21 protein-coding genes and 2 tRNA genes are annotated in these 20,561 nt (G+C 35.3%); 19 read left to right on the forward strand and 4 right to left on the reverse strand.

All coding sequences use genetic code 11. The features are described 5' to 3' along the window. Positions 1 to 59 precede the first annotated feature (59 nt). The 14 genes from NFRAN_RS12365 (at position 60) to NFRAN_RS12430 (ending at position 13,414) form a co-directional block, all read left to right on the forward strand. Positions 60 to 317, forward strand: a complete 258-nt coding sequence (locus NFRAN_RS12365) for a hypothetical protein (protein ID WP_134485267.1) — start codon at positions 60 to 62, stop codon at positions 315 to 317. A 101-nt stretch (positions 318 to 418) separates the two neighbouring features. Continuing rightward, positions 419 to 1,621, forward strand: coding sequence for an argininosuccinate synthase (locus tag NFRAN_RS12370; protein WP_134485268.1), 1,203 nt, complete (start codon positions 419 to 421; stop codon positions 1,619 to 1,621). Beyond that, positions 1,608 to 2,480: a lysine biosynthesis protein LysX gene (gene lysX, locus NFRAN_RS12375; protein WP_134485269.1), complete on the forward strand. Its 873-nt coding sequence runs from the start codon at positions 1,608 to 1,610 to the stop codon at positions 2,478 to 2,480. The genes NFRAN_RS12370 and lysX (NFRAN_RS12375) overlap by 14 nt, the downstream gene beginning before the upstream one ends. 127 nt (positions 2,481 to 2,607) lie before the next feature. After that, complete coding sequence (argC, locus tag NFRAN_RS12380; protein ID WP_134485270.1) at positions 2,608 to 3,660, forward strand: N-acetyl-gamma-glutamyl-phosphate reductase; 1,053 nt, start codon at positions 2,608 to 2,610, stop codon at positions 3,658 to 3,660. Continuing rightward, positions 3,657 to 4,454 carry a [LysW]-aminoadipate/[LysW]-glutamate kinase gene (locus NFRAN_RS12385; protein ID WP_134485271.1) on the forward strand — a complete coding sequence of 266 codons (798 nt, stop codon included), beginning with the start codon at positions 3,657 to 3,659 and terminating at the stop codon, positions 4,452 to 4,454. Before argC ends, NFRAN_RS12385 begins: the two co-directional genes overlap by 4 nt. Then, positions 4,454 to 5,650, forward strand: a complete 1,197-nt coding sequence (locus NFRAN_RS12390) for an aspartate aminotransferase family protein (RefSeq protein ID WP_134485871.1) — start codon at positions 4,454 to 4,456, stop codon at positions 5,648 to 5,650. Before NFRAN_RS12385 ends, NFRAN_RS12390 begins: the two co-directional genes overlap by 1 nt. After that, positions 5,643 to 6,080 carry an HTH-type transcriptional regulator LysM gene (gene lysM, locus NFRAN_RS12395; protein WP_232038022.1) on the forward strand — a complete coding sequence of 146 codons (438 nt, stop codon included), beginning with the start codon at positions 5,643 to 5,645 and terminating at the stop codon, positions 6,078 to 6,080. Before NFRAN_RS12390 ends, lysM begins: the two co-directional genes overlap by 8 nt. A gap of 139 nt (positions 6,081 to 6,219) precedes the next feature. Continuing rightward, complete coding sequence (locus NFRAN_RS12400; RefSeq protein ID WP_134485273.1) at positions 6,220 to 7,446, forward strand: LeuA family protein; 1,227 nt, start codon at positions 6,220 to 6,222, stop codon at positions 7,444 to 7,446. Further along, on the forward strand, positions 7,433 to 7,606 hold the full coding sequence (gene lysW/argW, locus NFRAN_RS12405; RefSeq protein ID WP_134485274.1) for an alpha-aminoadipate/glutamate carrier protein LysW: 174 nt from the start codon (positions 7,433 to 7,435) through the stop codon (positions 7,604 to 7,606). Before NFRAN_RS12400 ends, lysW/argW begins: the two co-directional genes overlap by 14 nt. Beyond that, positions 7,594 to 8,475 (forward strand): lysine biosynthesis protein LysX, encoded by an 882-nt coding sequence (gene lysX / locus NFRAN_RS12410; protein WP_197731191.1) that lies wholly within the window; start codon positions 7,594 to 7,596, stop codon positions 8,473 to 8,475. Before lysW/argW ends, lysX (NFRAN_RS12410) begins: the two co-directional genes overlap by 13 nt. 39 nt (positions 8,476 to 8,514) lie before the next feature. Then, complete coding sequence (locus NFRAN_RS12415; RefSeq protein ID WP_197731192.1) at positions 8,515 to 9,624, forward strand: M20/M25/M40 family metallo-hydrolase; 1,110 nt, start codon at positions 8,515 to 8,517, stop codon at positions 9,622 to 9,624. Between the two features lie 102 nt (positions 9,625 to 9,726). Then, positions 9,727 to 10,839, forward strand: a complete 1,113-nt coding sequence (dph5, locus tag NFRAN_RS12420; protein WP_134485276.1) for a diphthine synthase — start codon at positions 9,727 to 9,729, stop codon at positions 10,837 to 10,839. Between the two features lie 74 nt (positions 10,840 to 10,913). After that, positions 10,914 to 12,431, forward strand: coding sequence for an RAD55 family ATPase (locus NFRAN_RS12425; RefSeq protein WP_134485277.1), 1,518 nt, complete (start codon positions 10,914 to 10,916; stop codon positions 12,429 to 12,431). A gap of 44 nt (positions 12,432 to 12,475) precedes the next feature. After that, entirely contained in the window at positions 12,476 to 13,414 is a 939-nt protein-coding gene (locus tag NFRAN_RS12430) for a metallophosphoesterase family protein (RefSeq protein ID WP_134485278.1), read from the forward strand. A gap of 72 nt (positions 13,415 to 13,486) precedes the next feature. Here the strand turns inward: NFRAN_RS12430 and NFRAN_RS12435 are convergent, their stop codons facing one another. Beyond that, a complete protein-coding gene (locus tag NFRAN_RS12435) occupies positions 13,487 to 14,407 on the reverse strand; it encodes a transcription initiation factor IIB (RefSeq protein WP_134485279.1) in 921 nt (306 codons plus the stop codon). Positions 14,408 to 14,581: 174 nt separating this feature from the next. Between NFRAN_RS12435 and NFRAN_RS12440 the strand changes: the two genes are divergently transcribed. Then, a complete protein-coding gene (locus NFRAN_RS12440; RefSeq protein WP_134485280.1) occupies positions 14,582 to 15,970 on the forward strand; it encodes a glycosyltransferase family 2 protein in 1,389 nt (462 codons plus the stop codon). A 131-nt stretch (positions 15,971 to 16,101) separates the two neighbouring features. On the opposite strand, the gene NFRAN_RS12445 is transcribed toward NFRAN_RS12440, so the two are convergent. Further along, positions 16,102 to 16,200: transfer RNA gene (locus NFRAN_RS12445), tRNA-Leu, on the reverse strand. A gap of 141 nt (positions 16,201 to 16,341) precedes the next feature. Here NFRAN_RS12445 and NFRAN_RS12450 point away from each other — a divergent pair. Further along, on the forward strand, positions 16,342 to 16,635 hold the full coding sequence (locus tag NFRAN_RS12450; protein ID WP_134485875.1) for an OB-fold nucleic acid binding domain-containing protein: 294 nt from the start codon (positions 16,342 to 16,344) through the stop codon (positions 16,633 to 16,635). Between the two features lie 413 nt (positions 16,636 to 17,048). Further along, positions 17,049 to 17,990 (forward strand): hypothetical protein, encoded by a 942-nt coding sequence (locus NFRAN_RS14050; protein ID WP_172602346.1) that lies wholly within the window; start codon positions 17,049 to 17,051, stop codon positions 17,988 to 17,990. 16 nt (positions 17,991 to 18,006) lie between these two features. On the opposite strand, the gene NFRAN_RS12455 is transcribed toward NFRAN_RS14050, so the two are convergent. Together NFRAN_RS12455 and NFRAN_RS12460 are read right to left on the reverse strand one after the other, a co-directional pair. Beyond that, positions 18,007 to 18,333: a PH domain-containing protein gene (locus NFRAN_RS12455; RefSeq protein ID WP_134485281.1), complete on the reverse strand. Its 327-nt coding sequence runs from the start codon at positions 18,331 to 18,333 to the stop codon at positions 18,007 to 18,009. Between the two features lie 70 nt (positions 18,334 to 18,403). Next, on the reverse strand, positions 18,404 to 19,045 hold the full coding sequence (locus NFRAN_RS12460; RefSeq protein WP_134485282.1) for a DNA-3-methyladenine glycosylase: 642 nt from the start codon (positions 19,043 to 19,045) through the stop codon (positions 18,404 to 18,406). 44 nt (positions 19,046 to 19,089) lie between these two features. On the opposite strand from NFRAN_RS12460, the gene ahcY reads away from it, so the two are divergent. Both ahcY and NFRAN_RS12470 read left to right on the forward strand, forming a co-directional pair. Continuing rightward, on the forward strand, positions 19,090 to 20,346 hold the full coding sequence (gene ahcY, locus NFRAN_RS12465) for an adenosylhomocysteinase (RefSeq protein WP_134485283.1): 1,257 nt from the start codon (positions 19,090 to 19,092) through the stop codon (positions 20,344 to 20,346). A gap of 121 nt (positions 20,347 to 20,467) precedes the next feature. Beyond that, positions 20,468 to 20,542: transfer RNA gene (locus tag NFRAN_RS12470), tRNA-Val, on the forward strand. Positions 20,543 to 20,561 lie beyond the last annotated feature (19 nt).

Raw genomic sequence — 20,561 nt, forward strand, 5'->3', positions numbered from 1 at the left:
ATCAATATTTGTTGCCATACAAAGTAACCAATAAATAACCTGGATTCTTCTTTACTAGTATGCGTGACGCAAATCTAATCAAAATAATGATAGAAGAAAGAGCATTGGTAAAATTGATTAAGACAATCGGGGAAAAGGAATATTCTACAAGAGATCTTTTGAAGAAATTGGGTGCCTATGGGTACGGTCATAAATTACTCATAAAAGCCGAGGACAAGGGATTGGTAGAAAGAAGTAACGTAAAGAACAAGACCTATAACAAATTGACAAAGGAAGGAAAAAAGATCATAAGACTAGCTAAAGAAATTGGGGTATAATCTACCCATCAAGTGATATTTTTTTAATAAAGAATCAATTTTTAAGAAATGTATTAATTCATAAGAATTAAATTATTAATTATCACTATCGTCGCCTGTTAATGAGTAAAGTTGTTCTTGCTTTTTCAGGAGGCCTAGACACTTCCGTATGCGTAAAATATTTGCAGACATTACATCATCTTGACGTAATAACTCTTACTGTTGATGTGGGACAAGATGATGATTTTGAGGAAATTGCCAAGGTTTCTTCTGAGTTAGGTGCTATAGATCATGTTTACATTAATGCGAAACATGAATTTTTGAATGATTATGTGGTCCCATCTATAAAGGCTAATGCATTGTACCAACAAAAATATCCACTTGCAACGGCTATTGCTCGACCATTAATTGCAAGAAAAGTCGTCGAAGTAGCAAAAAAGCATGACGCAATTGCAATTTCTCATGGCTGTACAGGTAAAGGGAACGATCAAGTGAGATTCGATATTGCAATTCGTTCCCTTGATCCTAATTTGAACATAATTGCTCCAATTAGAGATATGAATTTGACAAGGGATAAGGAATTACAGTACGCTGAAAAAAACAATATTAGAATTTCAGACGTCGCAAAAAAGTATAGCATAGACGAAAATCTTTGGGGCCGAGCCATTGAAGGCGGTAGTTTAGAAAATATAGAAAACGAGCCCCATGACGATGCTTTTAAGTTTGTACAACAGAGCAATAATGAGGCAGGTTACATAACCATAGGCTTTGAGAGAGGTAGACCCGTATCCATTGATGGAGAAAAATTGGAAATTGATTCTCTTATAAATAAGCTCAACAAAGTTGCAGGTTCACACGGAGTGGGAATAATCGACCATATAGAAGATAGAGTAATAGGCATCAAGTCGCGTGAGGTATATGAGGCACCGGCAGCATTGCTTTTAATTGAGGCTCATAAGGATTTAGAAAAGCTCGTTTTGACTAATCAAGAGCTTCGATTTAAATTTCATGTGGATGATCAATGGGCATGGTTAGCATATTCTGGTTTGTGGTTAGATCCACTTCTAACGGACTTAAACGCCTTTATTGACAAGACACAAGAGCGTGTTACTGGAGAAATAAAGATTAAAATGCATAGTGGTTCTTATCGTGTGGTGGGGAGAAAATCAACGTTTTCATTATATGACGATGATGCTATAACGTATATGTCAAGTTCAAAATTCGACCAGAGATTAGCAACAGGGTTTGTGACTCTTTGGGGCCTTCAATCTTCTGCCGCAAACAAAAAGATCTGGGAATACAAGCGTCAAAATGGTAAAATTTGATATCTTATTTGACAAATTGCGCTTTGAGGAAAAGGCGTTATACAACACAGCAATAAAGAGAGGATTAGACGTTAGATTAGTCGATTCAAGAAATATTATTATGGATACAGACGATCTGGTATCATCAAATAGAGAATTCGGGGATGTATTACTGCAACGAAGCATTAGTCATTTTAGAGGGCAGTTTCTGACATACTGTTTGGAATTATGCGGTTACAATGTCATTAATGATTCTAAAACAGGAGAAGTGTGTGGAAATAAACTTTTGACCTCGATGATACTTAAGAAAAATAACATTCCAACTCCAAAATCGTTCTTTTCATTTAACGCGGATTCTGCATTTGAATTTATCGAAAAAGTAAATTTTGATGAAAATCCTGTTGTTTTCAAACCTGTGATCGGTTCATGGGGGCGTGGCGTTTTCCCAGTTAGAAACAAAGAAATTGGAAAAATAATAATAGAAATGAGGCAAGAAAGTACTAGTCCTTTTTCAAACATATTTTACTTTCAGGAGCTTATTCATAGACCTCCAAGAGATATTCGTTGCATTGTAGTTGGCGATAAGTTAGTAGCGGCTGTGTATCGATATTCTTCAGAAAACGAATGGCGAACTAATGTTGCCAAAGGTGGAAAAGCGGAGCTTCTGAAGGTGACTAACGAGTTAGAAGATCTAGCTATAAAAGCTGCAAACGTGGTCGGTAAAGGAATATTGGGAATAGATATGATGGAAGATAACGAACGCGGACTAATGGTCCACGAGATCAATAATACCGTAGAATTTAGAGGTGCCAGTTTAGCCACAGGGATCGATGTGGCTGATATGATTATTGAATATGCAAAAAATCAGAGGAAAAGTTGAAATATACATACAGAATAAAAAAATATGGCCGAGGATCATTAAAAAGCTTATAATCTATGAAATTATTTGTTGATAAATACTTTTTATTTGTATATACAATAAGTATAGTCGAGTTGGAGTATTCTAAATGAAAGTTGGAGTAATAGGCGCATCTGGATTTGTGGGAGGCGAACTGCTACGATTGTTAGTTACTCACCCAAAGGTAGAGATATCTATGGTTACCTCCAGACAAAAGGCTGGTGAATATGTTCACAGAATTCATCCAAGTTTAAAGAGTTTTATTAATCTCACATTTTCAGATATGAACTTAGATAAGTTGACAGATAGTTGTGATATAGTTTTTGTTTCAGTTCCACATGGTAAGTCTAATCAGATAGTAAATGACCTTTTTAAGAGAGGTGTAAAAATTATTGATCTTTCGGCCGATTTTAGATTGAAAAATCCACAAGATTATGTAAAGTGGTATGGATGGGAACATCCGTATCCTGACTTGCTTTCAAAGTCTGTATATGGCGTCCCCGAATTTCATCGTGAGAAGATCAAGGGGGCCCAACTAGTAGCTTGCCCTGGATGCATGGCAGTCACATCTCTATTGGCGCTGAAGCCTCTAATTGAAAATGACGTATTGGACACCGATCATATAATAGTTGACAGTAAAATAGGATCATCAGGTGCAGGAGGGCAAGCAGGATCTGCTACCCATCATGCTATGCGTTATGGGGTAATCCGTCCTTATAAACCAGCAAAACATCGTCACACTGGAGAGATTGAGCAAGAGTTGAATTTGTTAAGTAATAAAAAAATTCATGTCAGTATGACCCCTCATGCGGTTAATATGGTGAGAGGCATTCTTACGACTAACCATGCCTTTTTGAAAAAGAATCTTAGTGAATTGGAGATATGGAAATTGTATAGAAATATTTATGGAAAAGAAATATTCGTTAGGCTGATTAGAGATAAAAATGGCATATACAAGTTTCCTGATCCTAAATTTGTAATTGCGTCAAACTTTTGTGACGTTGGTTTTGACTTAGATGAGGAGAACAATAGGATCGTGGCGATGTCTGCTTCAGATAATTTGATGAAAGGCGCGGCCGGGTCTGCGGTTCAAAACCTTAATGTTATGGCCGGATTTGATGAAATTACCGGCCTGAGATTTACTCCCGTAACCCCAGTATGATAGTAATTAAGATTGGAGGTAGTATTGTAGAGGGTTTGAACCCGACTATTCTTGATGATTTTTATGATTTAGTAAAGAATGATAAAGTAGTAATCGTGCATGGTGGAGGCAAAGATGTTACGGAAACCGCAAATAGAATGGGAAAGGAACAAAAATTTATAGTCTCACCAGATGGTAAAAGAAGCAGATATACCGATAAGGAAACATCTTTGATTTATACCATGGTAATGTCTGGAAAAATTAGTAAAAACATTACAGCCATGCTAGAAAAACGGGGAATCTTGTCTGTCGGTGTAACTGGTATCGACGGTGAAATGATTCGTGCTGAAAGAAAAAAGAAACTTCTAATACTAAATGAAAAAGGAAGGAAAATGATTATTGAGGGTGGTTATACAGGCAAGGTATCAACAGTCAATCCGCATTTAATAAACACATTATTAGATAAAGGTTACATTCCAGTGATATCTCCTGTAGCATTAGGTGAGGATTATGAGTTTTTGAACATCGATGGTGATAGGGCCGCAGCAAGTGTTGCTGGGGCATTGAATGCAGATGTTGTTATTTTTATAACAAATGTAAGTGGTCTTCTAATGGATGATAAATTAGTTACCAATCTGTCTCTAGATGAAGCCAGAAATTTGCTACCTAAAATAGGACCTGGTATGGAAAAAAAGGTATTTGCATGCACTGAAGCATTGGCTTTAGGTGTGAAAAAAGCTATAATAGCCTCTGGCTCAGTACAAAATCCTATAAAGATGGCATTGGAAAATAAAGGTTGTACTGTGATATCATGATGCAGAGTTTAGAATCAGAAGAGTATTATGTTGGAAATCTTTACCAGAGATTTCCAGTCAATATAGTAAAAGGGAGGGGATGTAGAGTCTGGGATACCAATGGAAGAGAGTACCTTGACTGCATGGGCGGTTATGGGGTAGCTCTCGTAGGCCATTGTAATGATCGCGTAGTGGAAGCGATAACTGAACAGGCTCGTAACTTGATAACCTGTCACATGTCTGTATATAATGAAACTCGCTTACGATTTTTAAAAAAATTCAACAGTATTGCTCCAAAAAGCCTAAAAAAGACTTTTTTTACAAATAGTGGAACTGAGTCGGTTGAAGCAGCTCTAAAATTTTCAAGAAAATTTACTGGTAAAAGTGGGATTATCGCTCTAAACGGTGGATATCATGGCAAAACTTTTGGTTCTTTGTCTGTTACATATAATGAAAAATATCGCAAGTCGTTCTTACCTTTACTTCCAGATGTAAAATTTATATCTTACTCTGAAGTTGAATCAATTCCTGAAATTATTTCTAGAACGGAAAACAAAATTGGAACAGTTATAATTGAACCAATTCAAGGGGAAACTGGAATAATCATGCCCCCACCAGATTTCTTGAAATCCGTTAAGGAAATATGCATAGCCAATGACGTGGTACTTATTTTTGATGAGATTCAATCTGGTTTAGGACGCACAGGAAAAATGTGGGCTGGACAGCACTGGAATGTTGAGCCAGACATAATGTGTCTGGCCAAAGGAATAGCAGGAGGCGTTCCAATGGGTGTTACTACCATGAGGCCAGAAATCTTGGATTCATTAAAAGTTGGAGAACATTCATCAACATTTGCAGGTAATCCATTGGCATGTGCAGCTGCATCTGCTACTTTAGATGCTTTAGTTCAAGATAACCTAGTTGGAAATTCCGAAAGAATTGGTAAACTTTTTAAGAACGGTTTATTGGAATTGAAGGAAAAATATAAAATTATTCGTGATGTCCGCGGTATGGGATTGATGATAGGGGTGGAAATGAGATTTGATGTTAAGAATATACTCCTTGATGGTATTAAGAATGGTATCTTGTTGCTTTATTCTGGTAGAAACATTTTAAGATTGTTGCCGCCGTTAGTTATGGACGAAGACGAAGTGAACAAATCATTACATCTGATAGATGTTTTATTACAAAATGAGGAGAAAAGGCGGCTTGGCTGATACTAATTCAAACAGTATTGATGACAAAATTTTAGGTATTCTAAAGAATGATTCAAGAAAGCCATTTGTAGAAATTGCAAATTCGATTGGAATGTCTGAATCGGCTGTTCGTCGTAGGGTCAAAAATTTACAAGATATAGGCGTTATCAAGAAATTTACTATTGAAATGGGCCCATCTAACAAGACTAGTGCCATTACTCTAATTTCTGTAAGTTCGGCTGCAGATACTGCTGTGGTTTCTGAACAGTTGTTGAAATTGACTGGAGTTGAAACAGTGTACGAAATTACAGGTCAGTACGATATCGCAACTATCATTGTAGCTCCCACGATTCTCGAAATAAATTCCTATATCGACGAGATAAGAAAAATAGAAGGAGTATCTGATACCAATACCGTCATCATTTTAAGAACTCTGGGAAATATTAAATAAGGGTGTTCTTACTGATTTGATAGTCGAGTTCTAGTCTGATATCAAACAGGGGATTTTTGATCTATATGATTGCGAATATCTTCTACCTAATAACGAAAACATACATTAAATAACCGATTATAGTAAAATTAGTCGTAGAATGTCACTAAAAACAGACGATCCTAACTATTTTGCGCATCAATACAACGATTCATTAAGAGACAGAAAAAAAATCAGGATACTTGATTCAACTTTGAGAGAAGGTGAACAGCACCCTGGGGTATCGTTTTCTAATAAACAGAGAATTCAGATTGCTTGGATGTTGGATTCATTCGGGGTCGATCAAATTGAAATTAGCCCTGTGGTTTCAGAGGATCATTTTGAAGCAACCAAAGTCATTATGAAACAAGGATTGAAAGCTGATATCGTAGCACATGTAAGAGCGATCAAGTCTGATGTAGATCGTGCCTTAGATTGTGATACTGAGTGGGTTGCTACGTACATGGGAATATCGGATATCCATCTTGTATCTAAACTTCGAATTTCAAGAGAGGAGGCAAAAATTCGAGCTCTTGAGGTTGTCGATTATATAAAGTCTCATGGACTCAAATCACGCTTTACTATGGAAGATGCTAGCCGTACAGAACCTGAATTCTTGATAACAATGTGCAAAGAAATGAATCAAAAGGGGATTGAACGGATCAGTATTCCAGACACTGTAGGGATTATGAGACCTCGTGGGATGTATAATTTAGTCAAATTAGTATATGATCAGATTGATACTTCAAAGACTTCCATTGATGTACACTGCCATAATGACGTTGGCTTGGCACTTGCAAATGCTTTATCTGGCTGTGATGCTGGTGCCGACCAAATTCATACCACAATTGATGGTCTTGGCGAAAGAACGGGAATCCCATCATTGGCAGAAACTGCTGTAGTACTTAACTTAATCTACAAGTCTGACAACAATTTTAGATTGCATATGTTAAAGGATCTTTCAAGAACAATTTCCGACTATACTAAAATTCCGATTCATGAATCTAAACCCCTTGTAGGTGATAGTTCGTATAAACATAAAGCAGGTACCCATCTTGCAGCGATATTGAGAAATCCAGCGGCGTATGAAATTATTGAGCCAAAAGTAGTAGGAAATAGACGAAAAATTGTATTTGGTGAATTATCTGGAAAGAATGGGTCAGCCTATTTGCTTTCATTATTGGGTTTGGATTCGACCAAAGAGAATTCCGAATCTCTTGCTAGAGGATTAAAGGAATTGCGGATGGGTGATATCTTGGAATTATTTTTGGATGAAAAACTTGAGAGAAAAATACTTAACGAGGATTACATGAAAAATAGTAAGGAACAAGAAAATGTCAAAAGTTAATTGTAAGGAATGTGACGCAGAGATTACAATTCCAGCAGACTCGATGCAAGGCGAAATTGTCACTTGCCCGGATTGTGGTGAAAGCTTTGAATTGGTTAAATCCGGAGAGGAATTCAGCATCAAACCTGCACAAGTAGTTGGAGAAGATTGGGGACAGTAAATATAGAGGAAGATGAATCTTCTCTCTATATCCTTTTTGATAATATCCGTTGGGAGGAGAAATCCATAATTGAAAAGGCCAAAGAACTGGGGCGGAAATTACAGACCATAGATTGTAAAGATCTAATCCTCTTTCTAAATGACGACTTTAACGTATTCAAAGATAAAATTATACTTCAGAGATGTGTAAGTTACTTTAGAAGCTTACATTCTACGGCTGGTCTCGAAGGACTAGGGGCACGAATGATTAATTCCCTGCACACAGCATTTATGTGCGGAAATAAACTAATATCACATCTTGAGTTACAAAAAAATGGAATATTAACACCCAAAGCCATGTGTGCTTTTACATCAGAGTCCTCTGTAAAGGGTTTAGACAAATTCGGTTATCCTGTAGTAATTAAACCTACTGTAGGAAGTTGGGGTAGATTAATAGGTTTAATCAATGATAAAGAATCCGCAAAAACAGTTTTAGAAGATAGGGAACACATGTTTCCTATTTATCACATAAGTTACTTTGAAGAATTCATTAAACGTCCTCCTCGTGATATAAGAGCCATTGTAATAGGGGACGAAGTTGTGGCCGCAATTTATCGATATTCTGGTGAGAATGAGTGGAAAACTAATATGGCGCTAGGAGGTCGTGCGTTACCATGTCCAATAACAAAAGAAATAGAGGATATTTGTATAAAGTCTGCGAAGATTTTTAAGGGTGATATTGTTGGAGTGGATCTTATGGAAAGTGAAAAGTATGGACTAGTTGTTCATGAAATAAATAACACTACAGAATTTAAGAACACAGTTAAGGTAACCGGAGTTGATATTCCAAAACTTATAATCGACCATATGGAAAATTTACTAAAAAAATAATAGTAAAAGATGGTCTCACCTAATTATGCGATTGAACTATTGAAGAATACTCTTGATATTTATACTCCATCAAGATCAGAATCTCAACTTGCAAATTACTTAAAGAATATTTGTATGGATCTAGGTTTTGAACAAGCAAATATTGATAGCGTAGGTAACATGGTGGCAGTTAGAGGTAACGGTGAACCAATAATTCTTCTTTGTGGTCATATGGACACTGTTCCGGGTATAGTACCGGTTAGACAAGAGGGAGATTATATGTACGGTCGAGGTGCCTCTGATGCCAAGGCTCCTTTAGTTTCTATGCTACTGGCCGCTGCAGATGTCCCAAAACAAGCTGGAACGATTGTTTTTGCAGCGGTAGTAGACGAAGAGGGTAATGCAACCGGTATCAAGAATCTCGTAAAAGATGCTTCTTTAAAACCGCATTATGCTATATTCGGGGAACCTAGTGGTATTGAAAATATTACCATTTCTTATAAAGGACGCCTCGAAATTCGTTTAATGTGTGACGTAGATAATAGTGCACACGCTAGCGCTCCGTGGTTGGCAATGAATGCTATAGACGAGGCTTATGTGGTATGGAATAGTTTGAAAAATATGTTTAAAGAAATTGAGCCTAAAGTAACGCAGAACAAGGCAGATCAGATAAGTTATAGTCTTACCGAAATAAGCGGTGGCACAAGCCATAACGTTACGCCTCAAAAATGCAGAATGACTATAGATATTCGTATTCCAACCATAAAGACATGTGATGGTGTATTGTCAATATTTGATGAACATATAACCAGGATTCAGAATAATCTAAATGGAGTACGTATTAGATACCGTGTAGAGGATAAGACTGAACCATTTGAAGCAAATATATCATCTCCATTAGTAAGAGCCCTAGTTTTGTCAATTTTAGACCAAAGAAAAAAAAGACCATTACTGTTAAGAAAAACAGGGACCGGGGATATGAATATTTTGGGAAATGTCCTGAATATTCCTGTAGTAACTTATGGACCAGGTGATCCTCATTCATCTCATACAACGGATGAAAGAGTTTATATTCCAGACTATTTGGATGGCATAGAAGTTTATAAGAATGCCTTACTACATATGGTAAGGCTTCATAAAAATCTAAAGACAAAACCCCTTGATCATTAGTACCTTGATCATTAGTAATAAGGGAATACCACTGGATTTGAAGAAATGGGTGCCTGAGCCTGGAATACACTCAAATAATTAATAGATTAATCCTTATGAATAATGCTCTACATCATTGGAATTGGGATATCTGAGTTTGAATCCTTGACGATAAATTCCCTAGAGGTTATAAAGAAATGTGATGATGTATACCTAGAAAGATTCACCGGTTTCATTTCAGATGAATTCATAAAGAAACTTGATGAAGAAATAGGCAAGACTTCAAGAAGAAATGATTCTGGCACTACAGTTGGAATAAAAATTGTTAAACGGTGGTTTATAGAAGACGGGAGGGAAATTCTTCAAAAAGCTCGATTGTCTGATATCTGTATACTAGTATACGGGGATCCGTTAATAGCAACTACTTATAACGAATTACTTGTCAGGGCAAAAAAAGAGACCGTGAAAGTTTGTGTCATTCATTCGTCATCGGGGATTCTCTCATTGATCGGTGAATCTGGTCTGCAACCATACAAATTTGGCAAAATGGTAACTATGATGGACGATCCTATGTCATCAATTACTGTATATAATACCATTTACGATAACATGTGTAATGGTCTCCATACACTTGTGCTGACAGAATACAATAATGATGATGGACATGCTAACTCTAATTATAATTCTGATCCATTCTTTTTGTCCCCGAAAAGAGTTATAGAACTTTTATTAGAGAGAGAAAAGGAAATGAAATCTCTAAACTTTTCGCTCGATACTTATGGGCTGGTGGCAAGTAAAATTGGCGAAACGAATTCCGTTGTCTTGGCCGGAAGAATGGAATCGTTATTGGAATTGGATTATCAGGGGGGTCCAAACTCTGTAATTATTCCGGCATCCTTACACTTTACGGAGGAAGAATACATCATAAATTTAACTAAAATGCTAGATCCTCCAACAGACAATACCAAACATCTTTCTCGTCTAGCAACTCGTATGCTAGATAAATATATTCCAAACGCAAAGCTAGCATTGTCGAATTTGAATGCTATAATTAATTCTGAAATACCCGAGCTGACGAGGGATTATCAACTGGTATTGGAAAATGCAGAAAACTATCTAAGGGATGCACAAACATTTTACAACCAAGGTAAATTAGAATTAGCGATATTGAGCATCGGTTATGCCGAGGGATTGATTGATGCAATTAGATTTCAAAAAAACTTGAATCCATGGTAGGTTTTATTACTAATTTTTTATAGTTGATAGTTTAGAATTGTTAATAGTATATCCTTACCTAATTTCGTTAAGTAATGTCAGATAGCAATTCAGAATCATTTAACAACATGACCAGTCACCAATCTCACAATGAAGTTAGTAGCATTAGAAAATATACAATAAAGAGGAATAATATGGGTCATTTGCCATCTGAGATTCTAAAATTTGTCAAAAATGAGTCCTATTCGTTATTAGTTAAAGGCAAACCAGGGACAGGTAAAACAACTTTTGCCCTAACTCTTTTAGATAACCTGCATGACGATAGCAATTATTTTTATATCTCAACTAGACTGTCTTTGAAGCAATTAACCTTCTATTATCCATGGATTGAAAAATTTTTTTCAAAGGATGAAAATAAATCAGGATATCGCTTTGAAGATGCACGTCTCGACGAGCCAGAGTCACTATTTGAAAGGATTACAAACCAATTAATGGATGTCAAATCACCGGTCATTTTTATCGATACCTGGGACACAATAGCATCCTTCATGGATAAAGAATCTAGATTGAACAACGAAAGGGTTTTGCAAATATGGCGAGAAAGAGCTGGAGCTAAGTTGATCTTTTTGAGTGAAACATTTGACTTGGGAATATTGGATTCTATTTCTGATGGTGTGATTACTTTAGAAAATCATTTTAATAAAGCGAATAATAATAGATTATTAAAAATAAATAAGCTTAGAGGACTCCCGATTCTCTGCAACACTTATTCCTATTCGCTTTATAAAGGGATCTTCTTTTCCTCTGATCTTGTATCTCACTTGAATTTATTTGAATCATATCAAAAGGTTAGGCCATATTATAAAAGAAGGTTACGTCTTTCTAATACAAGATCTATTTCAGATAATCAAGATTTCCTTTATTTAAAGGAAGAAAATCTTTTGATACAAAACAATATCATTAGGATTACTCATGACGATAGCTTGAGTCAAGAAGTCTTTTTGTCCGTTTTGTTAAAACCTATTATCATTTGGCTGGGTCTCTCTAATGGAAATAGACTGATGATTAATAACTTTGACAAGAATATTCGTGAGTCATTTAAGAAAATCTTGAATCATCACTTGTCTGAAGATGTCTACAAACAAAAAGTAATTGAACAAGAAATTGATTTTACAGACCCTCATGGAATAAAATTGGCAAGGGGAGATGAAGATTCTAGACGTGGAAATTCCAACAATCAGTACGTAATAAAATCATTCCAGAACAAGGAATATCAATCAAACTCGAAGGATCTTTTCTTCGAATTAAAAAATTCATTGAGTAGTAGAAATCAAATTAGAATTCTAAATGTTTTTAATACAAATGATTTAGAACCTTTATTATCTGATGATTCTTTCTTGGATCTTTTGAGTGAAAGCTTTGCAATAAATGTTTTAATTAAAAGTAATCCATTATCTTGGTCTCCATCAAAGAAGTCAAAAAGCTGCATGGAATGTGAACTAAAAACCGTAGGAAAAAATCTCATATTTGAGATTAATAAATACAGTACGAGTCGATATCAAATGATTGTAGATAAAGATGGTTTATTTGTAAATTGGCACCCGATTTTATAGTCGATAGTAATGAATTTGTTTAATTAGGATATCGGTGGTACAAATTGGATGATATATTTGAAATTGAAGGATCAAGTTTAGATGAATCAAGAAAGCTAGTTCAATCTGTAACTAAATTACATGATGATCAAAAACTACAAGGATTCTTTTCTAATATCGGAATGACATCTGGTGATTATTTACATTTTCAAATTCCTCGCAATTTGGTTGTGGTTGGGGATATTCATGGAGATTTAAACAGCCTTCAAAAAATATTGGATGAATTTGAATGGGAGAATTATCTTCAATCAGAGGAAAATGTAGTGTTATTTTTAGGTGATTACATAGATCGAGGACAGTATTCGCTGGAAGTTGTTTTGAGTTTATGTAAGTTAAAGTATCTCTTTCCAAATAACGTATTTCTTTTGAGAGGTAACCATGAAGCTTTTGATTATTTTCCTTTTTCTAGTTTTAGTTTTCCAGAGGAAATCAAGGCAAAATTTGGTAACGAGGGTGAAGAGTTTTATTTAAAACATATAAGAACATTTTTTGATTCACTGTTTGTATTTTGTGAGATTGATTCATTTGCACTCTTAGTACACGGTGGATTGCCAATAGTAGAAGACCTAAAATTCTTTGAAAATTATAAATTTCATTTATCTAAAATAACAGTACAAAAAGGATTAATGGAAGAAATTTTGTGGAATGATCCGCGTGAACTGGGTAAAACTAGATGGCTGTTTTCGAATCGTGGATTGGGCAAATATTTTGGCAAAAGGGTTACTGATTTATGGCTAAATCAAACTGGTTGTAAATTTGTAATTAGAGGCCATGAACCATGCAAAGGCTTTAAGACAGATCATGAAAGCAAAGTATTGACTCTTTTCTCATCAAAACAACCTTATCCAAAGTTTGAATCTGCGTTCCTAAAGATGTCTCGGGATGAGATACTAAAAACCACCGATTATAAGTTCAAAATAGATTCTTTTGTTAAGAGAATCTAGCCTTATCAATCCCTGATTTCTATTTATTAACTAGATAAAGATAAATATTCAAGATGAACATTAATCAAGTATTTAGAGGTTTATTTTAGATTTTATCTCTTTGCATCTTTTTCTCAATGAAACAGTGGAAATTTCTGCAACTTGGCAAATTTCTACCTGTCTCAAAAATTCATTACAATTTTGTGAGGCCAAGTATATTATAGATCCGGCCAAGGCCCTTGGATTTTTCCCAATTGAGATCCTGTTTTGTTGTACCATTGAATATATTCGTAATGCCTCTCTCTTCGTCTTTTCACTTAATTGTAACCTGTTACATATGAGGGTTACATAATCTGGACCGTGTAATACGGGCATTTGCAATGAAAGTTCTTTCAGTATCAATTTATAATGAGACATTATATCTTTGGTAGTGATATTACAGGCGGTCGCAATATCTGTTATGGTTTTAGGAGTAGCGGTTTCTCTACATGCCGCATACAACGCTGCTCCCACTAAACCTAGAGTCGATCGACCTTTTGCCAACTTTTTTATCGCAGCCTTTCGGTAAATATATGCTGCTCCTTCCACTACGGCTTGACTGAGGTATAATTTATCCCCAAAGTTATTCAGCAACTTAAGAGCCTTTTCTAAATTTCGGGAAACAGAATCGTTAAGTTGTGCTCGATTATTCCATGTTCGTAATCTTTGTATACTGTTTTTCTGAGATGGCTCCAAGGCTTTGCCCCTGGCGTCTGTGTCTCCAATCCCGATCAAAGTGGATAATCCCTTGTTATGTATAGCTAAAGACTCGGGCATCCCTGTCCTTGTCCGATCATTATAAGCTGAATTGACCCTAAAACTAGTCATTGAATCAGAATTCGGATCTTGACTTGAAACACACCCACAAGCTGAACATACGTATTCAAAAGATACATTATCAAAAATAACTGAATCACTCTTACAAAACTCACACACTAATGGCTTTGATTTTTCTACCTTGCCTTCTGGATGCATAAAACTATACTCAATCCCTTATCACTTATAATAGTTATTATTTATTCTTTTTCTAAAATTTAAGCATACCTATCTTAGTGAAATATTTTTCATACCCCTTTTTAATTTTATTACCTATCTTATTGTGTTAAAAAACGATTAAATTATTAAATATTAATAATATTAGATATTTAGTTGATTGATAATCCTGCTTTGCTGGTAGCTACTATTTTGTGGATATTCTTTATTCCCAATGCAGTTAAACTATTCTATAGATTTGTTAGAAATAGTCGTAAATTTATAGAAAAGGATCTTAGGAGAATTCCAAACGATCCAAAAATTATATTCCAGATTACTACAAGATCAGCAACAAAGACTAGCGTTGTAAAACGTGGTATTCAATCGATCATTGAATCTTGCAAATTTACAAAATATTCAAAATATGAAATTATTATAGTAACGGAGGACGTTAATGACAAGAAGACATTACAGGGATTACCATGCGAAGTATTATGTGTTGATCAATCATTTACTCCAAATGCAATAAAAAAGGCAAGAGCACTGCAGTATGCTGTATTACATAGAAGAAAACAGAGAAAGCAAAATTCAAGTCACTGGATCTTTCATATGGATGATGAAAGCTATGTCGTACCGCAAACAATACTTTCGATATTAAAATTTATTCGAGAAAAAAAGGGCATTGCAAGCGAAGGGCCTATATTTTATCCTCTAAAATTCGAGAAAGCAAACAGGATAACTGCACTGGCAGAATCGATGAGATCTTTTGGTTGTTTTGAGTGTGTTACACATATGCATAACCCTCCTCCAATACACATGCATGGAAGCAATCTTTTGGTTAGATCTGATGTCGAAGATAAGATAGGCTGGGAATTTGGTCCAATCTTGGCTGAAGATCAGAGGTTTGGATACGAGTTATTTAAGAAATATGGGAGAAACTCTATGGGTTGGCATGGTGGAATCTTGTTAGAACAGCCTCCTTTAAATATAAAAGATCATTTTATGCAGAGAAGGAGATGGGTAATAGGTAATCTGCAAAATATTGAAAACTTTTCGAAATTCTTTAAGTTCCGATTGATATACAAATGTACTTCGTTCTTCTTGGGTTTCGTTTCGGGTGTGATATCATTGTGTCTTGCCTTCTATATTAACATACCAAAAGTCTCCAATGTGTTCTCTTATGCTAGCTTTGATTGGAATAATAATGTAGCCTTTGACTTTTCTGTTTGGGTAGACCGGATCACACACATAAACAGCAATTATAACGAAATATTCAGACCATTAACGGACATTCAAATATTTGATAGCACGCTTGCATTGATCTTATTGTTCTCTTGGGTAGTTTGGCTGTTTTCATACCAGGCTGGTTTGTTTCTCAATCTAAGATATACACGGATTGGATGGTTTAAGAGAATTATTCTACACATTCAAACTTTTATTCTCGCTCCTTTTCTGGGTCTGTTAGAATCATTTCCAGCTTTTTATTCAGTGATAGAATTTTATTTTTACAAGCTGATAGGTCAAAATAAGATAAAATCTTATGATTTTTATGTAGTGAAAAAGTAGGATTATAATTACATTGAATTGTTTAGTCGGAATCTTGCAATTTCGGCCTATACTTATTTTCGGTAAAATAAATTAACCAAGTCTTTGATAGAGAAAATTAGCATACATTTTGGACAAAAAAATAATCTTAATGGAGGAGGTGGGATTTGAACCCACGAACCCCTAAGGGACGGGATTTCCTATACTCGATCTTGAGTCCTGCGCGTTTGACCAGGCTACGCGACTCCTCCTTTGCAAAATATTGAATAAAAACTCTGTATTATAATCTTTGGATCAGACGCATTTACATAAAAGAGTTATGTGATAAATTAACAAACAAATAAATGAGATTTTTTTATATTAATCAGAACGGAAGATATAACAAAATGACTATGAAGATTAATGAACTAACAAGTGATATGAGACATGTAACAGTTGAAGGAACTATAGATAAAATCAGTGAACCAAGAACGGTTAACTTACGTGCAGGAGGTTCTGCTCTTGTTGCAGATGCCATAATTTCGGATGAAACCGGTAGTATAAAGCTCTCTTTGTGGGATGATCAAATCAAGATGGTGAAGGAAGGTGATAGGATTTCTATCGACAATGGGTACACTCAAGCATTCAGAGGAGAAAACAGCCTTAATATAGGACGTTATGGCAAAATTGCAGTCTTGGAAGGATAGTGTAATATCCAAGAATATATTATCTGACAGAAAAATATTATCAATAATTATTTTTAATCATAGTCCTTTTTAATTCAAATACTGGGCAGGTAGTTTGGTTACTTGGCTAAAGTAATTATTATATCTTTCATATCATGTTTTAAAGCAAAAATGGATTAGGAGAGTAGACCGCTCTGAGTTGTCATTTTTGTGTTGTCTCAGTATGTTAAATAATGATGTATTGAGACTAAATATGATTTGAATGCTGGATTTCTTAGGTCATACCTATCCGAAATGCTATTCATTATCTTAACTCGAGCTCTTGTTCATACTGTTAGAAGATCACAATATATTTTTCCTTTAATATATAACAAAATTATTTAGTTGTCCAATTATATTAAACTCCTATATTTTATTTTATATTTCTATTACTAATGCATTGCCTTAGGTATTTCACTATCTTTATTCTCTTATTACCTCTGATCTTTGTATCACCAATTTCCAATTCTTTCCAAGCAACACTTGGACAAGAAAAGTTTCCTAACTTGATTACTCCATCAAATAGCACCTGCTGCAAAAATGAAACAAGCTTCTCCAATACTCAACCTCTATCTTCGAATTCTGAATCGACTCCACTCAAAGTAATTAGCACACAAGATAAAAATCCTCAAGGTAAAGCTAATGAATCAAATACTACAAAATCATTCGCATCTCTTGAACCTCAGTCCGCTGAGGAATCCTCCTCCACTCTTGCAGGTCCTTTGAAAAAGATGGATGCCAATAAAAATAATATAATCACTCCTGCAAACAGCTTCTCCAATACTCAACCTCTATCTTCGAATTCTGAATCGACTCCACTCAAAGTAATTAGCACACAAGATAAAAATCCTCAAGGTAAAGCTAATGAATCAAATACTACAAAATCATTCGCATCTCTTGAACCTCAGTCCGCTGAGGAATCCTCCTCCACTTTTAATACTGTGAATCATTTGAGCAACATAAACACTAATGACTTTGACTCTTTAACAAACACCTATCCTGCACATTCTACTCCTATCGAGACTAATTCAGGTGAAGAAGATAACGAGGACTCTAATCTTTCACAAGATATCCGGAATAATTTAAACAAGTTACTTCATACTGATACTGTTACTGAATCAAGTAGCGATGAATCAAGTAGCGATGAATCAAGTAGCGATGAATCAAGTAGCGATGAATCAAGTAGCGATGAATCAAGTAGCGATGAATCAAGTAGCGATGAATCAAGTAGCGATGAATCAAGTAGCGATGAATCAAGTAGCGATGAATCAAGTAGCGATGAAAGCAATCTTGAGTTAGAAGAATTGCGCTCGATGATAAGTAAGATATTCTCTTAACTTTTTATAAAAGCATTTATTTTGAATTGATCAAACATTCCAATATCTTAAACATATTTCTTACTTCTTTTGAAGGACCCTTAATGTCTAGTTTAATCCCGCCATTAATTGAAATTTTTGCTAAATTTAATAATCCTCCTTTTTCCTTATATTCCAAACCCTGAAGTCTTTCTATTTTTTCACAAACAACGTCTTCAGATTTATTGAATATTCCGCTTTCCCGGTACAGTACAATTCTTTTGTTTGTGATGAACAAGTCATATTTCTTGTTCGCATATTCAATATCTCTTCTACATATGTATTTGACTTGCTCTTCTGGGACCAAGAAATCTCTTAGAGGCATCAACGATTTTTTATGACCTGACTATATATCGAATTGAGTCTAGGCTTTTAGCCTGTTTAGTAATTAATTTTTAGCTTTGCTTCGAAATAAATGAGCTAGGCACAAATCCGTCATATGAAGAATTCCTCACCAGCATTATATACCTCCATTGTATTTCATTTGCCAAAGAAATACCAATTCTCTCGGAGCTTTCTAAGATAAAATCTTTGCCAATCTTTGGGCACCTATTGTCTTCGATGTATAATATCTTATTGTTCATATCAGCAAGATCCAAATTATTGTGTTTTCTTGTAATCCTCAAAGCTTGTGCTAATCTACCCGGACCTGTAGTAAGTTTTGAAATCTCTTCTGTATTTCTAAAAATCTTCATCAAGCCAATTCCGTCTATGGGTTCAATTGATCTTATCAGGACAGCTCCAGCGTGATCATTTTGGGCTTTAGCTACTACATTTAAACAGTAATGATTACCATAGATAAAATATACATAAGCTTTTCCTACTTGACCGAACATTGGTCGATTTCTCATAGTTTCTCCCTTGAATGCATGACTAGCTGGGTCATTCAGGTATCCATACGCTTCAGTTTCTGTGATTAATCCACTTAATCTATAATAATTTCCATAAAAACTTACGTATCTAACAATCAACTTACCTATTAAAGATTGGGCCACCAAGTGAGTTTCGTTTTCAAAAAAAGTTCTTCCTAACCTCAACTCCTGTGTTAAAGTAATATAAGGTTTGTATATTTTTTTTATCTATGGAGTACAGAATAAAGGATATTTCATTATCAGATAAAGGTAAAAAGAAGATTGAATGGGCTGAATCACACATGCCGGTCCTGTTATCCTTAAAAAAAAAATATGAAGAATCAAAACCCTTGAAAGGTCTCGTAGTTGGTGGATGCTTACATGTAACAAAAGAGACTGCGGTCTTGACAAAGACGCTAGCCGCAGCAGGTGCAACTGTGGCATGGTCTGGATGCAATCCCCTTAGCACAAACGATGATATTGCAGCATCATTGGTGAAAGATGAAGGGTTGTCGGTCTTTGCAAGCCGTGGTGTTACCAATAAAGAGTATTACGACGATATCTATTCAGTCTTAAAATTTAATCCCGATATTACAATTGACGATGGCGCTGACCTGACCATCGAATTTCATAAAAACCTTGATAAATATGGAAAAAATATTATTGGAGGCACGGAGGAGACAACAACAGGAGTACTACGGCTAAAGGCATTAGAAACGAACTCAAAATTAGGATATCCAATAATAGCGGTGAATGACGCAGAAACAAAGCACGATTTTGACAATGTTTACGGTACGGGTCAGTCTGCTTTGGATGGTATAATTAGGGCGACTAATGTGTTACTTTCTGGAAAAACTGTTGTTGTCGCAGGTTACGGTCATGTTGGCAAAGGAATAGCCAGTAGGGCCAGAGGGTTAGGAGCATCCGTTATTGTTACCGAAGTCGATCCAATAAACGCACTCAAGGCCAGAATGGATGGATATACGGTCAAACCTATGGAAGAGGCTGCTTCCTCAGGCGATATTTTTATAACTTCAACAGGATGCAAGGATGTCATAGCACGAAAACACGTGGAAAAAATGAAAAACGGGGTATTGTTAGCTAATGCTGGTCATTTTAATGTAGAAATTTCTATCGATGATATTAAGGAGCTTTCTTATGAATCAAAGAAGATAAACGAAAATGTCGAGCAGTTTCTCTTGAAAAATAATAATAAGATAAACTTGATAGGGGAAGGACGATTAGTTAATTTGGTGGCTGCAGAGGGTCATCCCTCCGAGGTAATGGATATGAGCTTTGCGAATCAATTCTTATCTGTACTGTATCTTTTGAAAAATAAAGGAACCCTTGAAAATAAGATATACAAGATTGATAGAGAACAAGATATAATGATAGCTCGTTTAAAACTTGAATCGATGGGTATTAGTATAGATAAATTGTCAGAGAATCAAAGTAAATATCTTAATGAATATGGAGAAGGTACTTAAAATAAGATGAGATGATTATTTCATTGGATTCTATTATCTTATTTTCTTTAATTCAAATATATTGGCGGCAGCCAAAGCTTAATTAATCTTTTAGATTATTAGATAAAGAGATTTCTAAGGTGGATGGGTAGTCTAGTCTGGTTAGGATACCTGTCTCACACACAGGTGGTCGAGAGTTCAAATCTCTCCTCATCCACTATTAACAAAATTACAAA

The organism is Candidatus Nitrosocosmicus franklandus (assembly GCF_900696045.1).
Taxonomy (GTDB): domain Archaea; phylum Thermoproteota; class Nitrososphaeria; order Nitrososphaerales; family Nitrososphaeraceae; genus Nitrosocosmicus; species Nitrosocosmicus franklandus_A.

Excerpts from the sequence above, each read along its gene's own strand:
- NFRAN_RS12365 (WP_134485267.1), top strand. The coding sequence starts at position 60 with ATGCGTGACGCAAATCTAATCAAAATAATGATAGAAGAAAGAGCATTG.
- NFRAN_RS12370 (WP_134485268.1), top strand. The coding sequence starts at position 419 with ATGAGTAAAGTTGTTCTTGCTTTTTCAGGAGGCCTAGACACTTCCGTA.
- lysX (WP_134485269.1), top strand. The coding sequence starts at position 1,608 with ATGGTAAAATTTGATATCTTATTTGACAAATTGCGCTTTGAGGAAAAG.
- argC (WP_134485270.1), top strand. The coding sequence starts at position 2,608 with ATGAAAGTTGGAGTAATAGGCGCATCTGGATTTGTGGGAGGCGAACTG.
- NFRAN_RS12385 (WP_134485271.1), top strand. The coding sequence starts at position 3,657 with ATGATAGTAATTAAGATTGGAGGTAGTATTGTAGAGGGTTTGAACCCG.
- NFRAN_RS12390 (WP_134485871.1), top strand. The coding sequence starts at position 4,454 with ATGCAGAGTTTAGAATCAGAAGAGTATTATGTTGGAAATCTTTACCAG.
- NFRAN_RS12400 (WP_134485273.1), top strand. The coding sequence starts at position 6,220 with ATGTCACTAAAAACAGACGATCCTAACTATTTTGCGCATCAATACAAC.
- lysW/argW (WP_134485274.1), top strand. The coding sequence starts at position 7,433 with ATGTCAAAAGTTAATTGTAAGGAATGTGACGCAGAGATTACAATTCCA.
- dph5 (WP_134485276.1), top strand. The coding sequence starts at position 9,727 with ATGCTCTACATCATTGGAATTGGGATATCTGAGTTTGAATCCTTGACG.
- NFRAN_RS12425 (WP_134485277.1), top strand. The coding sequence starts at position 10,914 with ATGTCAGATAGCAATTCAGAATCATTTAACAACATGACCAGTCACCAA.
- NFRAN_RS12435 (WP_134485279.1), bottom strand. The coding sequence starts at position 14,407 with ATGCATCCAGAAGGCAAGGTAGAAAAATCAAAGCCATTAGTGTGTGAG.
- NFRAN_RS12450 (WP_134485875.1), top strand. The coding sequence starts at position 16,342 with ATGAAGATTAATGAACTAACAAGTGATATGAGACATGTAACAGTTGAA.
- NFRAN_RS14050 (WP_172602346.1), top strand. The coding sequence starts at position 17,049 with ATGCATTGCCTTAGGTATTTCACTATCTTTATTCTCTTATTACCTCTG.
- NFRAN_RS12455 (WP_134485281.1), bottom strand. The coding sequence starts at position 18,333 with ATGCCTCTAAGAGATTTCTTGGTCCCAGAAGAGCAAGTCAAATACATA.
- ahcY (WP_134485283.1), top strand. The coding sequence starts at position 19,090 with ATGGAGTACAGAATAAAGGATATTTCATTATCAGATAAAGGTAAAAAG.